The organism is Rhodobacter xanthinilyticus (genome assembly GCF_001856665.1).
Classification (GTDB): Bacteria; Pseudomonadota; Alphaproteobacteria; order Rhodobacterales; family Rhodobacteraceae; genus Rhodobacter; species Rhodobacter xanthinilyticus.
Map to the genome: position 1 here is coordinate 1,764,471 of NZ_CP017781.1, position 18,038 is coordinate 1,782,508.

The 18,038-nt window shown below is 67.0% G+C and carries 14 protein-coding genes and 1 tRNA gene; 9 read left to right on the forward strand and 6 right to left on the reverse strand.

Annotated elements, in window-relative coordinates:
- Positions 1–172: 172 nt before the first annotated feature.
- A tRNA-Asn gene (locus LPB142_RS08740) sits at positions 173–247 on the reverse strand.
- 228 nt (positions 248–475) lie between these two features.
- Between LPB142_RS08740 and LPB142_RS08745 the strand changes: the two genes are divergently transcribed.
- Positions 476–829, forward strand: coding sequence for a zinc ribbon domain-containing protein YjdM (locus tag LPB142_RS08745; protein ID WP_068766774.1), 354 nt, complete (start codon positions 476–478; stop codon positions 827–829).
- 8 nt (positions 830–837) lie between these two features.
- Here the strand turns inward: LPB142_RS08745 and LPB142_RS08750 are convergent, their stop codons facing one another.
- Both LPB142_RS08750 and LPB142_RS19035 read right to left on the reverse strand, forming a co-directional pair.
- Positions 838–1,641, reverse strand: a complete 804-nt coding sequence (locus LPB142_RS08750) for a LytR/AlgR family response regulator transcription factor (RefSeq protein ID WP_071166145.1) — start codon at positions 1,639–1,641, stop codon at positions 838–840.
- Positions 1,638–2,714 carry a sensor histidine kinase gene (locus LPB142_RS19035; RefSeq protein WP_071166146.1) on the reverse strand — a complete coding sequence of 359 codons (1,077 nt, stop codon included), beginning with the start codon at positions 2,712–2,714 and terminating at the stop codon, positions 1,638–1,640. Before LPB142_RS19035 ends, LPB142_RS08750 begins: the two co-directional genes overlap by 4 nt.
- A 192-nt stretch (positions 2,715–2,906) precedes the next feature.
- On the opposite strand from LPB142_RS19035, the gene LPB142_RS19800 reads away from it, so the two are divergent.
- Entirely contained in the window at positions 2,907–4,790 is a 1,884-nt protein-coding gene (locus tag LPB142_RS19800; protein WP_071166147.1) for a calcium-binding protein, read from the forward strand.
- 111 nt (positions 4,791–4,901) lie between these two features.
- Here the strand turns inward: LPB142_RS19800 and LPB142_RS08765 are convergent, their stop codons facing one another.
- Positions 4,902–7,193 carry an arginine/lysine/ornithine decarboxylase gene (locus LPB142_RS08765; protein ID WP_071166148.1) on the reverse strand — a complete coding sequence of 764 codons (2,292 nt, stop codon included), beginning with the start codon at positions 7,191–7,193 and terminating at the stop codon, positions 4,902–4,904.
- A gap of 411 nt (positions 7,194–7,604) precedes the next feature.
- On the opposite strand from LPB142_RS08765, the gene LPB142_RS08770 reads away from it, so the two are divergent.
- The gene (locus LPB142_RS08770) at positions 7,605–9,224 is read left to right on the forward strand and encodes a tetrathionate reductase family octaheme c-type cytochrome (RefSeq protein ID WP_198037817.1); all 1,620 of its coding nucleotides are present in this window, start codon (positions 7,605–7,607) and stop codon (positions 9,222–9,224) included.
- Positions 9,217–9,867, forward strand: coding sequence for a cytochrome b/b6 domain-containing protein (locus LPB142_RS08775; RefSeq protein ID WP_071166149.1), 651 nt, complete (start codon positions 9,217–9,219; stop codon positions 9,865–9,867). The genes LPB142_RS08770 and LPB142_RS08775 overlap by 8 nt, the downstream gene beginning before the upstream one ends.
- Before the next feature lie 259 nt (positions 9,868–10,126).
- On the opposite strand, the gene LPB142_RS08780 is transcribed toward LPB142_RS08775, so the two are convergent.
- The gene (locus LPB142_RS08780) at positions 10,127–10,684 is read right to left on the reverse strand and encodes a YcbK family protein (protein ID WP_156506881.1); all 558 of its coding nucleotides are present in this window, start codon (positions 10,682–10,684) and stop codon (positions 10,127–10,129) included.
- 315 nt (positions 10,685–10,999) lie between these two features.
- On the opposite strand from LPB142_RS08780, the gene LPB142_RS08785 reads away from it, so the two are divergent.
- Genes LPB142_RS08785 through LPB142_RS08800 form a run of 4 tightly spaced genes read left to right on the forward strand, consistent with a single transcriptional unit; the run spans position 11,000 to position 15,266 of the window.
- The gene (locus LPB142_RS08785) at positions 11,000–12,610 is read left to right on the forward strand and encodes a L,D-transpeptidase family protein (protein ID WP_071166150.1); all 1,611 of its coding nucleotides are present in this window, start codon (positions 11,000–11,002) and stop codon (positions 12,608–12,610) included.
- A gap of 50 nt (positions 12,611–12,660) precedes the next feature.
- Positions 12,661–13,776, forward strand: a complete 1,116-nt coding sequence (locus tag LPB142_RS08790; RefSeq protein WP_068766782.1) for a UDP-3-O-(3-hydroxymyristoyl)glucosamine N-acyltransferase — start codon at positions 12,661–12,663, stop codon at positions 13,774–13,776.
- On the forward strand, positions 13,773–14,054 hold the full coding sequence (locus LPB142_RS08795) for an acyl carrier protein (protein ID WP_071166151.1): 282 nt from the start codon (positions 13,773–13,775) through the stop codon (positions 14,052–14,054). The genes LPB142_RS08790 and LPB142_RS08795 overlap by 4 nt, the downstream gene beginning before the upstream one ends.
- Before the next feature lie 3 nt (positions 14,055–14,057).
- Positions 14,058–15,266: a beta-ketoacyl-[acyl-carrier-protein] synthase family protein gene (locus LPB142_RS08800; RefSeq protein WP_071166152.1), complete on the forward strand. Its 1,209-nt coding sequence runs from the start codon at positions 14,058–14,060 to the stop codon at positions 15,264–15,266.
- A 73-nt stretch (positions 15,267–15,339) separates the two neighbouring features.
- Here the strand turns inward: LPB142_RS08800 and LPB142_RS08805 are convergent, their stop codons facing one another.
- Positions 15,340–16,011 carry an invasion associated locus B family protein gene (locus tag LPB142_RS08805; protein WP_068766785.1) on the reverse strand — a complete coding sequence of 224 codons (672 nt, stop codon included), beginning with the start codon at positions 16,009–16,011 and terminating at the stop codon, positions 15,340–15,342.
- A 437-nt stretch (positions 16,012–16,448) separates the two neighbouring features.
- On the opposite strand from LPB142_RS08805, the gene LPB142_RS08810 reads away from it, so the two are divergent.
- A complete protein-coding gene (locus LPB142_RS08810; RefSeq protein ID WP_071166153.1) occupies positions 16,449–18,029 on the forward strand; it encodes a helicase HerA-like domain-containing protein in 1,581 nt (526 codons plus the stop codon).
- Positions 18,030–18,038: the final 9 nt, after the last annotated feature.

Consider the following 18,038-nt stretch of genomic DNA (forward strand, 5'->3'; position numbering starts at 1 on the left):
CCAAAGTAGGGCTATCGCCGGGTGCGTCAATCTGCCCGCTTGATTTTGCCAAAACGCCCCGTCTCGGAAATGAGACAGCTTCGGGCGCGGTTCCCGGGGCCGCGCGGGCGCGAAGCGCAAAGCACCCGCCGGGGCGGATTTTCCAATCAGATCAGAGATTTACGGGGGATTTTGGCTCCGGCGGTAGGGATCGAACCTACGACCAATTGATTAACAGTCAACTGCTCTACCGCTGAGCTACGCCGGACCACGCGGGCTCTATACAAATGCCCGCGCGCCCGCGCAAGGGGGCGGGCGAAGTTTTTTCGCCCGGCCTGCGCGGGCCAAGGGGCGGGGGCAAAGAGCCGGGCCGAAGAGCGGGGCAGGGTGGCGGGGCAGGGTGGCGGGGCAGGCCAGCCGGAGGCGGGGGCGCGACGCTTTCGCCCCGGGCCTGATTTTGCTGGCCCGGCGCGCGGGGCTCGCGTAAAAGCGCGCCATGACCGAGACCCTGCCCCCGTGCCCCGCTTGCGCCAGCGCCTTCACCTATCAGGTGGATGCGCTCCTGATCTGCCCTGAATGTGGCCATGAATGGTCCGCCGAGGCGGCCGCGGCCGGCGCCGAGACGGGCGAGGCTTTGGTGCGCGACGCGGTGGGCAATGTGCTCGTCGATGGCGATACCGTGACGGTGATCAAGGATCTCAAGGTCAAGGGCTCGTCGCTTGTCGTCAAGGTCGGCACCAAGGTGCGCGGGATCCGCCTCGTCGACGGCGATCACGATATCGATTGCAAGATCCCGGGCATCGGCCAGATGGGTCTGAAATCGCAATTCGTCAAGAAAGTCAGCGAGTAAGCTCAGCCTCAGGGACGGGCGCCGCGCTCGCCCTCCTGCCAGGCGCGCAGCCGCGCCGCATGGCTGCGCCCGACCGGCAGCGCCGCGCCTGAGCTCAGCACGACCCGGAGCGCGCCATGGCGGCCGCTCTCGATCCGGGCGATGGCGCCCAGCCGCACCACCACCGAGCGATGCACCCGCAGAAAGCCGAGCGGCGCGAGCCGTTCGGCCAGCGCGCCGAGGCTTTCGGTCATCAGATAGCTCTGATCGCCCTGATGCAGGCGCGTATAATCGCGCTCGGCGGTGAGGTGGTCGAGGGTCTCGGGCGCAAGGCGGATCTGCTGGCCGCGGCGCGTGACCCAGAGCATCGGCGCGGCGGGCGGGGCGGCGGCGGCGGGGGCGAGCGCGCGGCGCAAGGTGGCAAGGGCGGCGCGCAGCTCGGCGATCTCCTCGCCGCTCTCGCGCGCCGCCCGCCGCGCCCGCGCCCGCCCGAGCGCCTCGGCAAGCCGCGCGGGCGCGACGGGTTTCGTCAGATAATCGACCGCCTCCCGCTCGAAGGCGCGCAGCGCGTGGTGATCGAAAGCGGTGACGAAAATGCACACCGGCGCCTCGGGCCCGAGCCGGTCGAGGAGCGCAAAGCCGTCGCCGCCCGGCATCTCGATATCGAGCAAGATCACCTCGGGCGCCTGCGCGCGCACCGCGACGAGAGCCGCCGCGCCGTCTTGCGCGACGCCCACTACCTCGACCCCCGGCTCGGCGCGCAAGAGCCGCTGCATCCGGCGCGCCGCGATCGGCTCGTCATCGACGATCAGGACGCGCAAAGGGCCACTCATGCGAGCGGCATCCAGATCTCGGCGCGGTGATGGCCGGGCGCCACCATCGCCCCGCGCGCCCCCGCCCGGCCCGGGTAAAGCCCCGCAAGCCGCGCATCGACATTGGCAAGCCCGAGCCCCATGCCCTCGGCCGGCGCCGCCCCCGGCGCGGCCCCCGCGCCGATCGTGTCGACGCTCAGCCGCAGCCCCCCCGCCTCAGCCCGCGCGGCAAGCCGGATCGTGACCGGCCCGGGGCTGCGCGCAACCCCGTGCTTGACCGCATTCTCGATCAGGGGCTGCAAGATCAGCGCCGGCACCCGCGCGCCGCCCAAAGCCTCGGGCAGAGCGATCTCGACGCGCATCCGCTCGGCAAACCGCACCGCCTCGATGGCGAGATAGGCGCGCTGCAAGGCCACCTCATCGGCGAGCGCCACCGTGCTCAGCGGGTCGAGCGTGAGCGTGCCGCGCAAGAAATCCGCAAGCCCGAGCACCATGTCGCGCGCCGCGGTCGCCTCGCCCTCCTCGATCAGGCCCGCGACCGAATTGAGCGTGTTGAACAGGAAATGCGGGTTGATCTGGTAATGGAGCGCGCGCAGCTGCGCGGCCTGCGCCTCCTCGCGCAGCTGCGCGAGATGCCGCTCGGCCGCGCGGGTCTGCGCGCTATATTGCAGCGCGACCACGATACAGGCCCATCCGAAGAGCTCCGAGGTGGTGAAGATCACCACGCTTGCGAAATAATCGCGCTGAAACGGCACCGGCTCGGGCGCGACCGCGCGGATATGGAGCCCCCAGTCGATCAGCCCCGAGAGCGGCGCAAGCGCGAGCGCGAGCCCCGCCGCGACGCCGAGCTTGAGCGCGAGCGGCCGCGCCCCGAGCCGCCACAGCGCCACCGTGATCAGCCCGGCAAGCGCCGCATCCCCCGCGATGCCCAGAAGTTTCGGCCCCGCGCTCGCCACCGGGTCAATGCCCGCGAGCCCCCACACGAGGCTCGAGACGAGAAACAGCCCCGCCGCGAAAGCCGCGCCGAGCTTGGCCACATCGCGTTTGAGCGCGGCGGCGGCGGGGGCGGGCGAGGGCGCGGGCGGCTGGGTCATCGGGCAACTATCTCGCCCGCGCGGGCCCGTGTCGAGAGACGCTCGTCGGGCGTGGGCGGTCGTTGGTCGAAAAGCCGGCCGTTCATCGGGCGTGGGGCGTCGTTCGTCGGGGCGCGGGTTGTGCGCGCGCCCCCGCGCCCGAAGATGCCCCGAAAGCGCCCGCGCGGCGCGCCTCAAAGACAGGACGGACCCATGGCAAATCTCTTCGGCACCGAGGGCAATGACTCGATCCTCGGCACCACGAGCCCCGACAAGATCTACGGCTACCCCTCGGGCGGCTTCCCCGATGCCGAGAGCGGCGACGATTTCCTGCGCGGCGGCGCGGGCAATGACGATCTCTATGGCGGCGGCGGCAATGATACGCTGATGGGCGACGCGGGCGGCGACGAGCTCTATGGCCATGACGGCGATGATCTCTTGATCGGCGGCGATGGCAATGATTACTACGAGGGCGGCGCGGGCGCCGACACGATCGTGATCGGCGATGACGCGAACGACACCTTCCTCGGCGGCACCGGCGACGACCTGATCCGGCTCGCCGACCACACGAGCTATCAGAAATTCATCCTCGACGAGGTGGCGAGCATCGAGACGCTCGATCTGGCGGGCTTCGTGCTCTCGGGCACCGCCTCTTCCGATACCTGGGATCTGAGCGGCGTCACGGTGATCGACACCCATGGCAAGGCGATCGACATGGGCGCGGGCAATGACCGCTTCACCGGCCACGCGGGCGCCGACAGCGTGGTGGGCGGCGAGGGCCATGACACGTTCCTCGGCGGCGGCGGCGATGATGTGTTCTGGGGCGGCAATGGCGCGAACCAGTATGACGGCGGCGCGGGCGATGACACATTCTGGATCTCGCACAACGATACCGAGGCCTATCAGGGCGGGGAGGGCACCGATACGGTCGCGCTCGAGGCCAATGCGACGCGCTACCGGATGATCCTCGATGCGGCGACGGGGATCGAGGTGCTCGATCTCAACGGCCATGCGCTCACCGGCACGAATTACGCCGATATCTTCGATTTCTCGGGGCTGAGCCGGGTGATCTATTCGGGCCCGGCGGTCGATCTCGGGATCGGGCATGACCACTTCACCGGCCATGAGGGCGCGGACCGGGTGCTCGGCGCCTCGGGCGATGACACGCTTTTGGGCGCGGGGGGCGATGATTATCTCGACGGCGGCTCGGGCGATGACAGCCTCGAGGGCGGGGCGGGGGCCGATACGGTGCTCGGCGCCGAGGGCAATGACCTGATCTCGGGCGGCGCGGGCAATGACATGCTCTCGGGGCAGGATGGCGAGGATGTGATCGCGGGGGGCGATGGCGCGGACAACCTCGCGGGCGGCGCGGGGGCCGACAGCCTCCTTGGCGAGGCGGGCAACGACCTGATCGGCGGCGGCGAGGGCAATGACACGCTCTCGGGCGGGGCGGGCGACGATACCGTCGGCGGCGGCGCCGACAACGACCTGCTCTTCGGCGATGCGGGCAATGACAAGCTCTCCGCCGGCACCGGCAATGACACGCTCGACGGGGGCTTGGGCGATGACATGCTCTCGGGCGGCTTTGGCGAGGACAGCCTCGCGGGGGGCGATGGCGCCGACAATATCGGCGGCGGCACCGGGCGCGACCGGCTCGACGGCGGCGAGGGCGATGACAGCCTCGGCGGCGGCGAGGGCGATGACACGCTCTCGGGCGGGTCGGGCGACGATTTCCTCGCCGGCGGCGGGCGCCATGACGTGATCGACGGCGGCGCGGGCGATGATCTGATCAACGGCGGGCAGGGCGATGACCTGCTGACCGGCGGCGCGGGGGCGGATCTGTTCATCTTCACCGCCTTCAACGACGGCGAGATCGACCGGATCCTCGATTTCGAGGACGGCACCGATCTGATCCGGCTCGCGGGGATCCAGGGCGCGCCGGGCTCGGGGCTCGAAGGCAAACTCGACGCGCTCGATCTGACGAATACCACCCTCGAGGGCGTCTCGGGCGTCTCGATCAGCTACCACGGCCAGACGATCTTCGTCGCCGGCGTGACCGCGAGCGATCTCACGCTCGAGGATTTCGTCTTCGTCTGAGCCGCCAAATCTTCGGGCCTGCCTCTGGCCCGGAGACCCGGCGCCCGCGCACCCCCGCGCAGGCGCCCACTGCCCGCCGCACCCCCGCGGCGGGCAGATCCGTTTCGCGCCTTACTCGGCCACGCAATCGGCGTAATGGCGCACCACGCCCGCGCCGTCGGTCTCCATCACGAGGCCGTGGATATCGGTCTCGAAGCCCGGGCATTCGCGCGCGAATTCGCGGTTGAAGCGCAGGAAATCGACGATGCGGGCGTTGAACACCTCGCCCGGGATCAGAAGCGGGATCCCCGGCGGATAGGGGGTCACGAGGCTCGTCGTCACCCGCCCCTCGAGATCGTCGATCTCGACGCGCTCGGTCTTGCGGCGCGCGATATGCGAGAAGGCCTCGGAGGGGGTCATCGCGGGCAGGTGGTCGGAGAGATAGATCTCGGTCGAGAGCCGCGCGACATCATATTTGGCGTAAAGCGCGTGGACGTGCTGGCTGAGCTCCTTCAGGCCCATCCGCTCATAACGCGGATGTTTGGCGCAGAACTCGGGCATCACCCGCCACAGCGGCTGGTTGCGGTCGTAATCGTCCTTGAACTGCTGGAGCGCGGCGAGAAGCGTGTTCCAGCGGCCCTTGGTGATGCCGATCGTGAACATGATGAAGAAGCTGTAAAGCCCGGTCTTCTCGACCACGACGCCGTGCTCGGCGAGATATTTCGATACGATCGAGGCGGGGATGCCGGTCTCGTCGAAGCGGCCGTCGATATTGAGGCCGGGGGTGATGATCGTCGCCTTGATCGGGTCGAGCATGTTGAACCCGGGCGCCATGTCGCCAAAGCCGTGCCAGCTGTCCTCGCCATCGGCGAGCTGCACGCCATCCTCGTCGGTGCGGCGCAGAACCCAATCCTTGTTGCGCCCGATCCCCTCTTCCTCGAGCGCCTCGGGGCCCCAGACCTGGAACCACCAGTCGTTCTCGCCGAATTCCTCATCGACCTTGCGCATCGCGCGGCGGAAATCGAGGCTCTCGAGGATCGATTCCTCGACGAGCGCCGTGCCGCCCGGCGGCTCCATCATCGCCGCCGCCACATCGCAGCTCGCGATGATCGAATATTGCGGGCTGGTCGAGGTATGCATCAGATAGCTCTCGTTGAAGAGGCTGCGGTCGAGCTTCGTCTCCTGGCTGTCTTGCACGAGAACATGGCTCGCCTGGCTGATGCCGGCGAGCAGCTTGTGGACCGATTGGGTCGCATAGGTGACCGAGTGTTTCGTGCGCCCGCGCTTGCGGCCCATCGCGTGATAGGTGCCGTAGAACGGGTGGAAGGCGGCATGCGGCAGCCAGGCCTCGTCGAAATGCAGGTTCTCGACATAGCCGTCGAGGAGGCGCTTGATCTCCTCGGTGTTGTAGAGAACCCCGTCATAGGTCGATTGCGTGAGCGTCATGATCCGGGGGCGACAAGCCTCGGCATCGACCCCGGCCAGCAGCGGGTTCGCGCGGATCTTCGCCTGGATCGCCTCCGGCTCGAATTCGGCATGCGGGATCGGGCCGATGATGCCCCATTGGTTGCGGGTGGGCTTGAGAAACACCGGGATCGCGCCGGTCATGATGATCGAATGCAGGATCGACTTGTGGCAGTTGCGGTCGACGACGACGACATCGCCGGGCGCGACGGTGTGATGCCAGACCATCTTGTTCGAGGTCGAGGTGCCGTTCGTGACGAAGAAACAGTGATCGGCGTTGAAGATCCGCGCGGCGTTGCGCTCGGAGGCGCCGATCGCGCCGTTGTGGTCGAGCAGCTGGCCGAGCTCCTCGACCGCGTTGCAGACATCGGCGCGCAGCATGTTCTCGCCGTAGAACTGGTGATACATCTGCCCGATCGGCGATTTCAGGAACGCCACGCCCCCCGAATGGCCGGGGCAATGCCAGGAATAGGAGCCATCCTCGGCGTAATCGAGCAGCGCCTTGAAGAACGGCGGCTGGATCCCCTCGAGATAGCTCTTCGCCTCGCGGATGATGTGCTTGGCGACGAATTCGGGGGTGTCCTCGAACATGTGGATGAAGCCATGCAGCTCGCGCAGGATGTCGTTGGGCAGGTGGCGCGAGGTCTTGGTTTCGCCATGCACATAAATCGGCACTTCGGCGTTTTTCCAGCGCACCTCCTCGATGAAGGCGCGCAGCTTCTCGACCGCGGGGTCGAGCTCGGGGCCGGGGGAAAACTCCTCATCGTCGATCGAGAGCACGAAGGCCGAGGCGCGGCTCTGTTGCTGGGCGAATTGCGACAGATCCCCATAGGAGGTGACGCCGAGCACCTCGAAGCCCTCGGCCTCGATCGCCTCGGCAAGCGCGCGGATGCCAAGGCCCGAGGTGTTCTCGGAGCGGAAATCCTCGTCGATGATGACAATCGGGAAACGGAATTTCATCGGCCTCTCCTTTGATCGGCGCTGCGGTCTTGGGGTGTTTTGCGTGGATGGGGGCGCGCGTCAAGGGATCTGGGGCAGGGGGCGCGCGCGACACGGCGGGTGCGGCAGGAAGGGCGCGGTTTTCGGGCGCCGATTTCGGGCGGGGTTTGCGGGCGAGACGCGCCGGGGCTCTGCCCCGGACCCCGGGATATTTGGGGCAAGATGAAAGGGGGGGATTTCTTCTTGGTTCAAATACGCCCGCCGGAGGCTTGAAGGTTTGTCGCGCGGTGGGGCGCGGTGTCGCATGGGCAGGGCGATCACATTCTCGTAATCCGATATATTGGTGAGAGCTTTTTAGGGGGGGCAGATGAGACAGATATTCGTGCGGGGGGCGCTCCTCTTTGCGGCGGCCCTTTGGGGGCCGGGGGGGGCTTGGCGCAAGAGGTGCCGCAGGGCGCGCAATCGGTGCCCGCGCCGGGAGCGCTGGCGGCGCATCTGAGCGACCCGGTCAAGGCGCTGACGGCCGATCATAGCAAATTCGAGATCCTGAAGGGGCCGTTCGCCTCGGGGTCGGAGGTCACGGCGGCCTGTCTGAGCTGTCATACCGAGGCTTCCAATCAGGTCATGCATTCGGTCCACTGGGCTTGGGAATATGACAACCCCGCCACCGGGCAGACGCTCGGGAAATCCAAGGTTCTCAATTCATTTTGCGGCAATGTCGCCTCGAACGAGACGCGCTGCACCTCGTGTCATGCGGGCTATGGCTGGACGGATGCGCGCGCGCCGATGCCCGATGAGCCCACGCGGGTCGATTGTCTGGCCTGTCACGACACTTCGGGCCAATATGCCAAGCAAGACAACCTCGCCGGCAACCCGCCGCTCGCGCCGGTCGACCCGAAGGCCAAGACCATCACCGGCGCGCCGGTCTGGCCGGTCGATCTGGCGAAGGCCGCGCTCTCGGTGGGCGAGCCCACGCGCGAGAATTGCGGCAATTGCCATTTCTACGGCGGCGGTGGCGATAACGTCAAACATGGCGATCTGAGCTCGGTTCTGCTCGATCCGCCGCGCGCGGTCGATGTGCATATGTCGAAGGACGGCGCCAATTTCACCTGCGAGGCCTGTCACGTTTCGGACAAGCATGTGCTGGCCGGCTCGCGCTATGAGACCGATGTGACCGACCCCCATGCGGCCGACCGCAAGCCCGGCGCCGCGCGCGACACCGCGGCCTGTTCGTCGTGCCATTCGGAGGCGCCGCACAAGGGGCCCAATCCGCTCATCGCGAAGAAGCTCAACGATCACACCGATCGCGTCGCCTGCCAGAGCTGCCACATCCCGGAATTCGCCCGCGGCGGCAAGGCGACCAAGACCTGGTGGGATTGGTCGACGGCGGGCAAGCTCAAGGATGGCAAGCCCTATGCCGAGGAAGGCTTCATCCAGGAAAACGGCGAGGCCAAGCACACCTATCTCTCGACCAAGGGCGATTTCAAATGGGCCGAGAATGTCGTGCCCCATTACGCCTGGTCGAACGGCGAGATGGTCTACACCCTGCCCGAAGAACAGATCGACCCGAGCGCGGTCGTCGAGATCAACAAGGTGCAGGGCTCGGCCGAAGAGGCGGGCGCGCGGATCATGCCGTTCAAGCGGATGGAGGGCAAACAGGCCTATGACACCGAGCGCAACGTGTTGCTTTACAACCATGTCTACGGCCCCGGCGACGGCGCGGCGCTGTGGTCCTATTTCGATTGGTCGAAGTCGCTGAGCTACGCGATGGAATATGTCGGGCTGCCCTATTCGGGCAAATACGACTTCACCGAGACCTATATGTATTGGCCGATCGCCCATATGGTCGCGCCGAAGGAGGACGCGCTCACATGCGAGAGCTGCCACGCGGCCGAGGGCCGGATGGCGGGGATCACGGGCGTCTATCTGCCCGGCGGCGGGCTCGGCATTGGCGGAAAACTGGGCCTCGCGGTCTTCCTGATGGCGCTTTTCGGCGTCGCGGGGCATGGCGTGCTGCGGCTCTTCGGGCGCAAAGGGGGCCATCATGGGTGAGCATCAGGTCAAGGTTTACACGCGCTTCAACCGGCTCTGGCATTGGTCGCAGATGGTCTCGATCGTGCTGCTCTTCGCCTCGGGGGCGCGGATCCTGGGGCTTTATCAAGGGGTGCCCTTCGGCCTTGCGGTCGTGGTCCATACCGGGGTGGCGCTGGCGCTTCTGGCGCTGTGGGTCTTCGCGACCTTCTGGCTGATCACCACCGGCGGCTGGCGGCAGTTCATCCCGCGGCTCACCGGCATGCTCAAGGTTGCGCGGTTCTATGCCTTTGGTGTCTTCAAGGGCGAGGAACACCCCTATCACAAGACCATCGAGCGGCGGCACAACCCGCTGCAAGCCGCGGCCTATTTCGCGCTGAAGATGGTGCTCTTCCCGGCGATCTGGATCTCGGGGCTGGCCTATCTCAGCTACGGTCTCTGGGGCGCGCAGGATCTGGGCGCGCAGGCGCTCACCCTGATCGCCAATGTCCATGTGCTGGCCGCCTTTGCGATCGGCGCCTTCGTGGTGGCGCATCTTTACCTGCTCACCATCGGCCATGGCTTCCGCGAACATGTGCAACCGATGGTCACGGGCTATGACAAGGTCGAACTCACCCCGGAGGAAGAAGCCTTCTACCGCCAGAAGGGGCTCTTGCGGGAGTGACTTCCGCCGGCCCCCCGCGCCGCCCCTGCCCGGGGGCGGCGCTTGTTTGACCGGAGATTTTGCGTATTTTTGCCAAGAAGAAGGGGGGAGGGCGGGTCTTGCTCACGACCGCTGTTTCTTCTTGGTCCAAATACGCACTCCGCCTTCGCCGCACCGCGCGGCGGCCTGGCAGAGGCGCAACGAAAAAGCGCCGCTGGACGGGCGGCGCTTTGGCAGGTTTGTCGTTCAGATCGGGCGGCGGGCCGCCCGGGGCCTTGGCTCAGCCGCCCCAGGTGCGGACCGGGCCGCAATCCATATGGACGAAGTTCGAGCGCGAATATTTGCCCACGCCGCCGGCATGACAGGCGGAAGCGGCGGCAAAGATCTGCGGCACCGAGCGCGATTTCAGCCGCAGGTCGGCAGCCATGCCCTTCATGTGTAGCGAGTTCTTCGCCACGCCCTTCGAGCGCGAGCGCAACATCGCATTGGTCGCGGGCGAGCGGTAGCCCGAGAGCAGCATATAGGGTTCGTTGACATCCATCAGCCGATGCGAGGCGGCCGCGATATCCACCGTGCGCGGGTCCATCACAACCGCCTGGTTGTTCCGCCAATCGCGCATGAAATGGTTGATTTCCTTGAGAGCCTCGGGGATGTACTCGCCTTCGATCCAATAGACGGTGTCGACGGTTTCGCCCGTGCGGCCCGAATACATCCGGATCCGACGAATATCGCCTGCACCGCGCAGGATCCCGAAAGCGTTGCTCATGGTCGGTGCGGCTGTCACCATGGTTGCCGCAAAGACTCCGAGAAGCCCGCGCCGGGTCGTCGTCATGTTCATGTCCTTCGCCTGTCCTGCCGTCTGCGCCGTTTTACACGGCTTGCAACGTTGTTAACTCCGAACGATGTCAATGTTATGGCACAGCCGCCGCCCCCCTCCAACAGAAAGATTTGTCCCCAGGCGCCAAGCCGCCCCCGATCGGCCAATTTTCGCGCATTTTTCCGCGCCGCGCCGCCTGCGGGCCTGTGTGGCGGCTTTGCCGCACCTGTGCCGGGATCGGGCCGGCGCTGCGGCGGATCGGCCCTAAGCGCTGGACTTGCGCCGGTTTTTTGCGGATTTTGCCACAATCGGGACGGCTTCGGGGGCTTTGGGGTCATGTTTGCAGGTAAGGGTGTGCGGCTTGGTGCCGCGGTGCTGGCTCTGACGATCGCGCTTTCGCCGCCGGTCTGGTCGGCGCAGACTGCGCTCCTTGACGGCTACACCCAGGCGATCGCGGAGGGCGCGGCGGAAGACCGGGCGCTCGCCGAGTTCTACGCCGCCCGCAATTACGCCCCGATCTGGACGACGGGCGCCGACGCGGTGCGCCGCGCGGCGCTGCTCGGCGCGCTTGAAAACGCCGCGGCCCATGGCCTGCCGGCGGCACGGTATGATGCCGAAGGGCTGCGCGCGGCCTTCGAGGGGCTGCGCTCGGAGCGCGAGCGGGGCTTGCTCGAGGCGCGGATGTCGCGCGTTTTCCTGACCTATGCCCATGATATCTCGAACGGAATTCTCGAGCCCGCGAAGGTCGACCCGGGGATCGTGCGCGAGATCCCGCGCGCGGATGGGCGCGCGCTCCTCGAGGGCTTTGTCGCCTCGGGCGAGGGGGCGGCGCATTATCTGCATGGGCTGGCGCCCCGGGCGCCGCAATATGCGCAGCTGATGAAGGCGCGCTATGATCTGGCCGGCCAGATCGCGCGCGGCGGCTGGGGGGCGGCGGTGCAGGCCTCCAAGCTCAAGCCCGGCGATCAGGGCGCGGCGGTGGTTGCGCTGCGCGACCGGCTGCAGGCGATGGGCTATCTCGGGCGCACGGCCTCGGCCGTCTATGACGCCGATCTGCAAAAGGCCGTGCAGCAATATCAGTTCGATCAGGGCCTCACCGCCGATGGCGTGGCGGGGGCGGGCACGCTTGAGGAGATCAACCGCGCCCCCGAGGAGCGGATGAAATCGATCCTCGTCGCGATGGAGCGGCTGCGCTGGATGAACGGGCTCGAGCTCGGGCCGCGTCACGTCTGGGTCAATATCACCGATTTCTCGGTCAAGATCATCGACCACGGCAAGAAGACCTTCGAAAGCGTCACCGTCGTCGGCCAGAATCAGGCCGACCGCCGCACGCCGGAATTCTCCGACGAGATGGAGATGATGGTGATCAACCCGAGCTGGTCGGTGCCGCGCTCCATCACGGTCAAGGAATACCTGCCGATGATGAAGAAGAACCCGAACGCCGCGGGCCATATCTCGCTCGTCGACAGCCGCGGCCGCACGGTGCCGCGCTCGGCGGTGAATTTCGCCGCCTATAACGAGCGCAACTTCCCCTTCGCGATGAAACAGCCGCCGTCGAATTCGAACGCGCTCGGCCTCGTGAAGTTCCTCTTCCCGAACAAATACAACATCTACCTGCACGACACGCCGTCGAAATCGCTCTTCCAGAAAGAGGTGCGCGCCTATAGCCACGGCTGTATCCGCGTCGGCCAGCCCTTCGATCTGGCCTATGCGCTGCTCGCGCCGCAAAGCGCCGACCCGGAGGGCGAGTTCCAGAAGGTGTTGAAATCGGGCCATGAGACGACGGTGAAGCTCGAGACGCCGGTGCCGGTGCATCTGGTCTATTTCACCGCCTGGCCCACCGTGCGCGGGCGGATGGAATATCGGCGCGATGTTTATGGGCGCGATGGAGCGCTCTGGGCGGCGCTGGCGAAAGCCGGGGTGGAATTGCAGCCCGTGGCGGATTAAATCTGTCACAAAGGGGCCCCGTCCGGCCCCGAGGACAGAAAGGCGCCGCCATGCAGACCGTTGAAACGATTGCCAAAGCCCTGAACGCGCGGGCGGAGGGCAAGCTCGATCTGCCGATCAGCTCGGCCGCCGAGCCCGCCTCGGCGCGCGCCGATCAGATCGCGCTGGCGATGGATCCGAAATATGCGCCGGGGCTTGCGCAGGGCGCGGCGCGCGCCGCGATCCTGTGGGAGGGGGCGGAGTGGCAGGGCTACGGCCTCGAGGCCGCGATTTTCGTCTCCCGCCCGCGGCTCGCGATGGCCGGGCTCTCGCGCGCCTTCGACCCGGGCCCCGAGATCGCGCCCGGTGTGCACCCGAGCGCGGTGATCGACCCCACCGCCGAGATCGGCGCGGGCGCGGCGATCGGGCCTTTCGTGGTGATCGGGCGGGGGGTGAAGATCGGCCCGGGCGCGCGGATCGCGGCGCAGGTCACGATCGCGGAGGGCGCGCGGATCGGCGCCGAGGCGCTGATCTTGCAAAGCGTTCATATCGGCGCGCGGGTGGTGATCGGCGATCGCTTCATCGCGCAACCGGGCGCGCGGATCGGCTCGGACGGGTTTTCCTTCGTCACCCCCGAGAAATCCGGCATCGAGGAGATCCGCGACCCCCATGCCTTGGGCCAGCGCGGCGCGATCCGCGAACAGGCCTGGACGCGGATCCACTCGCTCGGCACCGTCGAGATCGGCGATGACGTCGAGATCGGCGCGAACAGCTGCATCGACCGCGGCACCGTGCGCGCCACCGCGATCGGGCGCGGCACGAAGCTCGACAACCTCGTCCATGTCGGCCACAACGTCCAGATCGGCGAGGATTGTCTCCTGTGCGGGCAGGTGGGCGTCGCGGGCTCGACGAAGATTGGCAACCGGGTGGTTCTGGCGGGGCAGGTCGGCGTCTCGGACAATATCTTTGTCGGCGATGATGTGATCGCGGGCGGCGCCACCAAGATCATGTCGAACGCGCCCGCGGGGCGGGTGTTGCTCGGTTATCCGGCGATCAAGATGGAGACCCATGTCGAGGCGTGGAAAAATATCCGCCGCCTGCCGAGATTGTTTGCACAACTTGCCGAGCTTCGCGAAACTGTTTCAAAACTGGCGCAGAAGGGGAGCACGGAGCAACCCAAAGGATGAGGGCAGACGTGCAAGACCAGATCATTTCCATCCTCGCGCGCGAGGCGGTCATGGATCCCGCCGACGTGCACCCGGAGATGTCGCTCGATGAGCTGGGGCTCGACAGCCTCGGCCTCGTGGAGGTGATTTTCGCGATCGAGGAAACCTTCGACATCGCCGTTCCCTTCAACGCCAATGAGCCGAGCCAGTCGGAGTTCGACATCTCCTCGGTGGGCGCGATCGTGCGCGCGGTGGAGCGGCTTCTCGGCGGGCTCGCGCCGGCGCCGGCGGCGGCCTGAGCGATGCGGCGCGTTGTCATCACCGGGGCCGGAACGGTCAACGCGCTGGCGCAAGACGTGCCCGGAACGCTCCGGGCGATGGCGGAGGGGCGCTCCGGGATCGGGGCGCTCGACTTCCCCGACGTTGATCGGCTCACGCAGAAAATTGGTGGCCAAATCAAGGGCTTCCAGCCCGAAGTTCATTTCGATCGCAGCCAGATGACGCTGCTGGATCCGTTCGCGCAATTCGCGCTCGTCGCCGCGCGCGAGGCGATGGCGATGGCGGGGTTTGACGCGGTGCCGGGCGATCCGACGCGCTGGGGCGCGATCATGGGCACGGCGGGGGGCGGCAATTCGACGGTGAATGACGCCTTCCGGCAGGTCTTTGCCGAGGGCAAGAACCGGGTGCATCCGTTCACCGTGCCGCGGTTGATGAACAACGCCGCCGCCTCGCATCTGGCGATGGAATGGCGGCTGATGGGGCCGAGTTTCTCGGTGGCGACGGCCTGCGCGAGCTCGAACCATGCGATCGGGCTGGCGGTGCAGATGATCCGCGCGGGGCTGGCCGACGGGATGCTCGCGGGCGGGTCGGAATCGATGCTGAATTTCGGCGGGCTGAAGGCCTGGGAGGGGCTGCGGGTGATGTCGCCCGAGGCCTGCCGGCCGTTCTGCGCGACCCGTAACGGCATGGTGCAGGGCGAGGGCGCGGGGGTTTTCGTGCTCGAGGACTATGAGGCCGCGCGCGCTCGCGGCGCGAATATTCTGGCCGAAATCAAGGGCTTCTGCATGACCTCGGATGCCGCCGATATCGTTGCGCCCGATGCCGAGGGCGCGGCGCGCGCGATCCGCGGCGCGCTCAAGGATGCGGGGCTCGCGCCCGATCAGATCGGCTATATCAACGCCCATGGCACCGGCACCGCCGCCAATGACCGCACGGAGGCCGCCGCGATCCGCGCGGCCTTTGGCACGGCGGCGGCGCGGGTGGCGGTCTCCTCGACCAAGGCGATGCATGGCCATTGCATCGGCGGCACCGGCGCGGTGGAGCTCCTCGCCTGCCTGCTCGCGCTCAATGAGGGCGTGATCGCGCCGACGATCAACCATCTCGCCGACGACCCCGAGGTCGGGCTCGATGTGGTGCCCAATGTCGCGCGCGCGGCCCGGGTCGAGGCGGCGCTGAGCAACGCTTTCGCCTTTGGCGGGCTGAACGCGGTTCTGGCGCTCGGGCGGGTGTGAAAAAACCGCCCCGAAGGGCGGCTTTCTCTGTCTTCACAAGGGCTTGCGGCGCGAAGTTAACGCGCCGCAGAGCTCATTTCGTGGCTTCGGCATTGGCCTTCAGCACCGCCTCATAGGCCGAGGTGAAGCCCTTGAGCGAGATGTTCACCACGACTTTCTGATCGGGCGCGGCCATCGGCACGACGGTCATCTCGACCTTGTTGCCCTTCTTGTAGGCGGCGAGCTCTTCGGCGGTCAGCCCGACGCGGGCAAAGCAGCCCTGCGGCGCGCAGAAGGTGAACGGATAGACCTTCGCCTCGTTGGTATCGAGTTTCAGCGTGACATTCTGGGTCAGCAGCGTCTCGAGCGGGGTCATGATATTGGCGCCCGCCACGATCTGACCGCCCGCGGGCAGGTTCAGCAGCGAGATATCCGCGACGTTCGAGCCATTGGCATCTTTGAGGAGCTGATACATCTGGCAGGGGTCATTGCCAGTCTCGGTGCGCACGCATTGCACCTGCCAATCGTCGAAGGTGTTGGCGATATAGGTGGTGCCGGGGCCATCGGGGGCGTCGGTCGGCGCCGCGGCGGGGGCTTCGGCGGCCGGGGTCTCGGCGGGGGTCTCGGCGGGGGTCGCGGCGGCGGGCGCTTCGGCGGCGGGGGCGTCGGCGGCGGGCGCCGGCGGGGTGGCCTCCTGCGCCTGGGCGGTCGCGGCGGCGAGCGCAAGGGTGAGCGCGAGCGCGAGGGAGTGTTTGACGTCGGTCATGGGCCTTTTCCATTCTGAATGGGACGAGGCGCTCTTAGCATGGGCCTTGGCGCAAGTCACCGAGACTTTGCGGAAAAACCCTGATTGCGCGGCGCTTTGCCGCCACGAATGCGTGAGCGGCCGAGATGGAGAAAGGGCTCCCTCGCGGAAGCCCTTCCCTGTTATTTCCCCCTGTCGGACTGGCCGACTTTGTCATTAAGATGACGCTAAATCGGATCATTCGATCCGTCAACAGGCAAAAGTGACCACGGCGGACAGTTGCAAAGCCATGTTTTGGCAAGAAAAAAGCCGCGCCCTTTGGCGCGGCCAGTCTGACAGGGAGGAAGCCCCCGCGCGAAAGCGACCTCGACCGCGGGGACAGGATCAGACTGGCACAAAGCGGTTAAAGAAGTATTGTCGGGGCTAACCATTTTTCGGCGTTTTGGAATGAGGGCGGCATGACCGGGGTTTTGACGGAAAACGGCATCTTCGTGGGCGGCGGCGGCGCGGGCTATGGCACGGCGCAGGAGCTGCTGTTGAAATACGGCAACCGCCACGGGCTGATCGCGGGGGCGACGGGCACCGGCAAGACGGTGACGCTGCAGGTGCTGGCGGAGGCGTTTTCCTCGGCCGGCGTGCCGGTCTTCATGGCCGATGTGAAGGGCGATCTGGCGGGGCTCGCGATGGCGGGCAGCGCGGGTGGCAAGCTCCATGAGCCCTTCCTCAAACGCGCCGAAACGATCGGCTATGACCTCTCCTATCGCGCCTTCCCGGTCACCTTCTGGGATATGTTCGGCGCGCAGGGCCACCCGGTGCGCACCACCGTTTCGGAGATGGGGCCGCTGCTGCTTGCGCGGCTGATGGATCTGAGCGAGGCGCAGGAGGGGGTGCTCAACATCGCCTTCCATCTGGCCGACAGCGAGGGTCTGGCGCTGCTCGACATGGCCGATCTGCGCGCGATGCTGACCTATGTGGGCGAGCAGGCCGATGCGCTCTCGCTGCGCTATGGCAATGTCGCGCCGCAAACCGTGGGCGCGATCCAGCGCCAGCTCCTCGTGCTGGAAAATCAGGGTGCGACCGCGTTCTTCGGCGAGCCGGCGCTGGCGCTTTCCGACATGATGGCGGTCAGCCCGGAGGGGCTTGGCCGGATCAACATCCTCGCCGCCGACAAGCTGATGGCGAGCCCGCGGCTTTACGCGACCTTCCTTCTGTGGCTGCTCTCCGAGCTCTTCGAGGAGCTCCCCGAGGTCGGCGACCCAGACCGGCCGCGATTCGTGTTCTTCTTCGACGAGGCGCATCTGCTCTTTGACGATGCGCCCAAGGCGCTGGTCGACAAGGTCGAGCAGGTCGCGCGACTCATCCGCTCGAAGGGGGTGGGGATCTATTTCATCACCCAAAACCCCGCCGACGTGCCCGAGGATATCCTCGGCCAGCTCGGCAACCGGGTGCAGCATGCGCTGCGCGCCTTCACCGCCAAGGATCAGAAGGATCTCGCCCGTGCGGCGGAGAATTACCGCCCGAATCCGCGGTTTGACACCGAATCCGCGATCAAGGAGGTCGGCACCGGCGAGGCGGTGACCTCCTTCCTCGAGGCCAAGGGCGTGCCGGGGATGGTCGAGCGCACGCTGGTGCGCCCGCCGATGTCGCGCCTTGGGCCGCTCAGCCCCGAGGAGCGGCGCGCGGTGATCAATGCCTCGCCCTATGGGGTCAAATACGACAAACCGATCGACCGGGACTCGGCCTTCGAGATCCTGACCAGACGCGCCGAGGCGGCGGCGGAGGAGGCGGCGGCGGCCGAGGCGCGGCTGGCCGAGGAGACAGAGGCCGCCAAGGCCGAGAAAGCGCGCGAGTTTCAGAACGCGCGGCGTTTCGAGCCGATCAAGGTGACGAAGACTGCCGCCAAGACCACCCCGACGGCGCGGCGCTCCTCCTCCTCGCGCTCGGATTCGGTGCTCGAGACCTTCGGCAAGAGCCTCGCGCGCCAGGCCGGCCAACAGATCGTGCGCGGCGTGCTCGGCTCGCTGTTCCGCTCGCGGTAAAAAACGCCC

Excerpts from the sequence above, each read along its gene's own strand:
- LPB142_RS08785 (WP_071166150.1), top strand. The coding sequence starts at position 11,000 with ATGTTTGCAGGTAAGGGTGTGCGGCTTGGTGCCGCGGTGCTGGCTCTG.
- LPB142_RS08765 (WP_071166148.1), bottom strand. The coding sequence starts at position 7,193 with ATGAAATTCCGTTTCCCGATTGTCATCATCGACGAGGATTTCCGCTCC.
- LPB142_RS08805 (WP_068766785.1), bottom strand. The coding sequence starts at position 16,011 with ATGACCGACGTCAAACACTCCCTCGCGCTCGCGCTCACCCTTGCGCTC.
- LPB142_RS19035 (WP_071166146.1), bottom strand. The coding sequence starts at position 2,714 with ATGACCCAGCCGCCCGCGCCCTCGCCCGCCCCCGCCGCCGCCGCGCTC.
- LPB142_RS08745 (WP_068766774.1), top strand. The coding sequence starts at position 476 with ATGACCGAGACCCTGCCCCCGTGCCCCGCTTGCGCCAGCGCCTTCACC.
- LPB142_RS08750 (WP_071166145.1), bottom strand. The coding sequence starts at position 1,641 with ATGAGTGGCCCTTTGCGCGTCCTGATCGTCGATGACGAGCCGATCGCG.
- LPB142_RS08810 (WP_071166153.1), top strand. The coding sequence starts at position 16,449 with ATGACCGGGGTTTTGACGGAAAACGGCATCTTCGTGGGCGGCGGCGGC.
- LPB142_RS08800 (WP_071166152.1), top strand. The coding sequence starts at position 14,058 with ATGCGGCGCGTTGTCATCACCGGGGCCGGAACGGTCAACGCGCTGGCG.
- LPB142_RS08790 (WP_068766782.1), top strand. The coding sequence starts at position 12,661 with ATGCAGACCGTTGAAACGATTGCCAAAGCCCTGAACGCGCGGGCGGAG.
- LPB142_RS08795 (WP_071166151.1), top strand. The coding sequence starts at position 13,773 with ATGAGGGCAGACGTGCAAGACCAGATCATTTCCATCCTCGCGCGCGAG.
- LPB142_RS08775 (WP_071166149.1), top strand. The coding sequence starts at position 9,217 with ATGGGTGAGCATCAGGTCAAGGTTTACACGCGCTTCAACCGGCTCTGG.
- LPB142_RS19800 (WP_071166147.1), top strand. The coding sequence starts at position 2,907 with ATGGCAAATCTCTTCGGCACCGAGGGCAATGACTCGATCCTCGGCACC.
- LPB142_RS08780 (WP_156506881.1), bottom strand. The coding sequence starts at position 10,684 with ATGAACATGACGACGACCCGGCGCGGGCTTCTCGGAGTCTTTGCGGCA.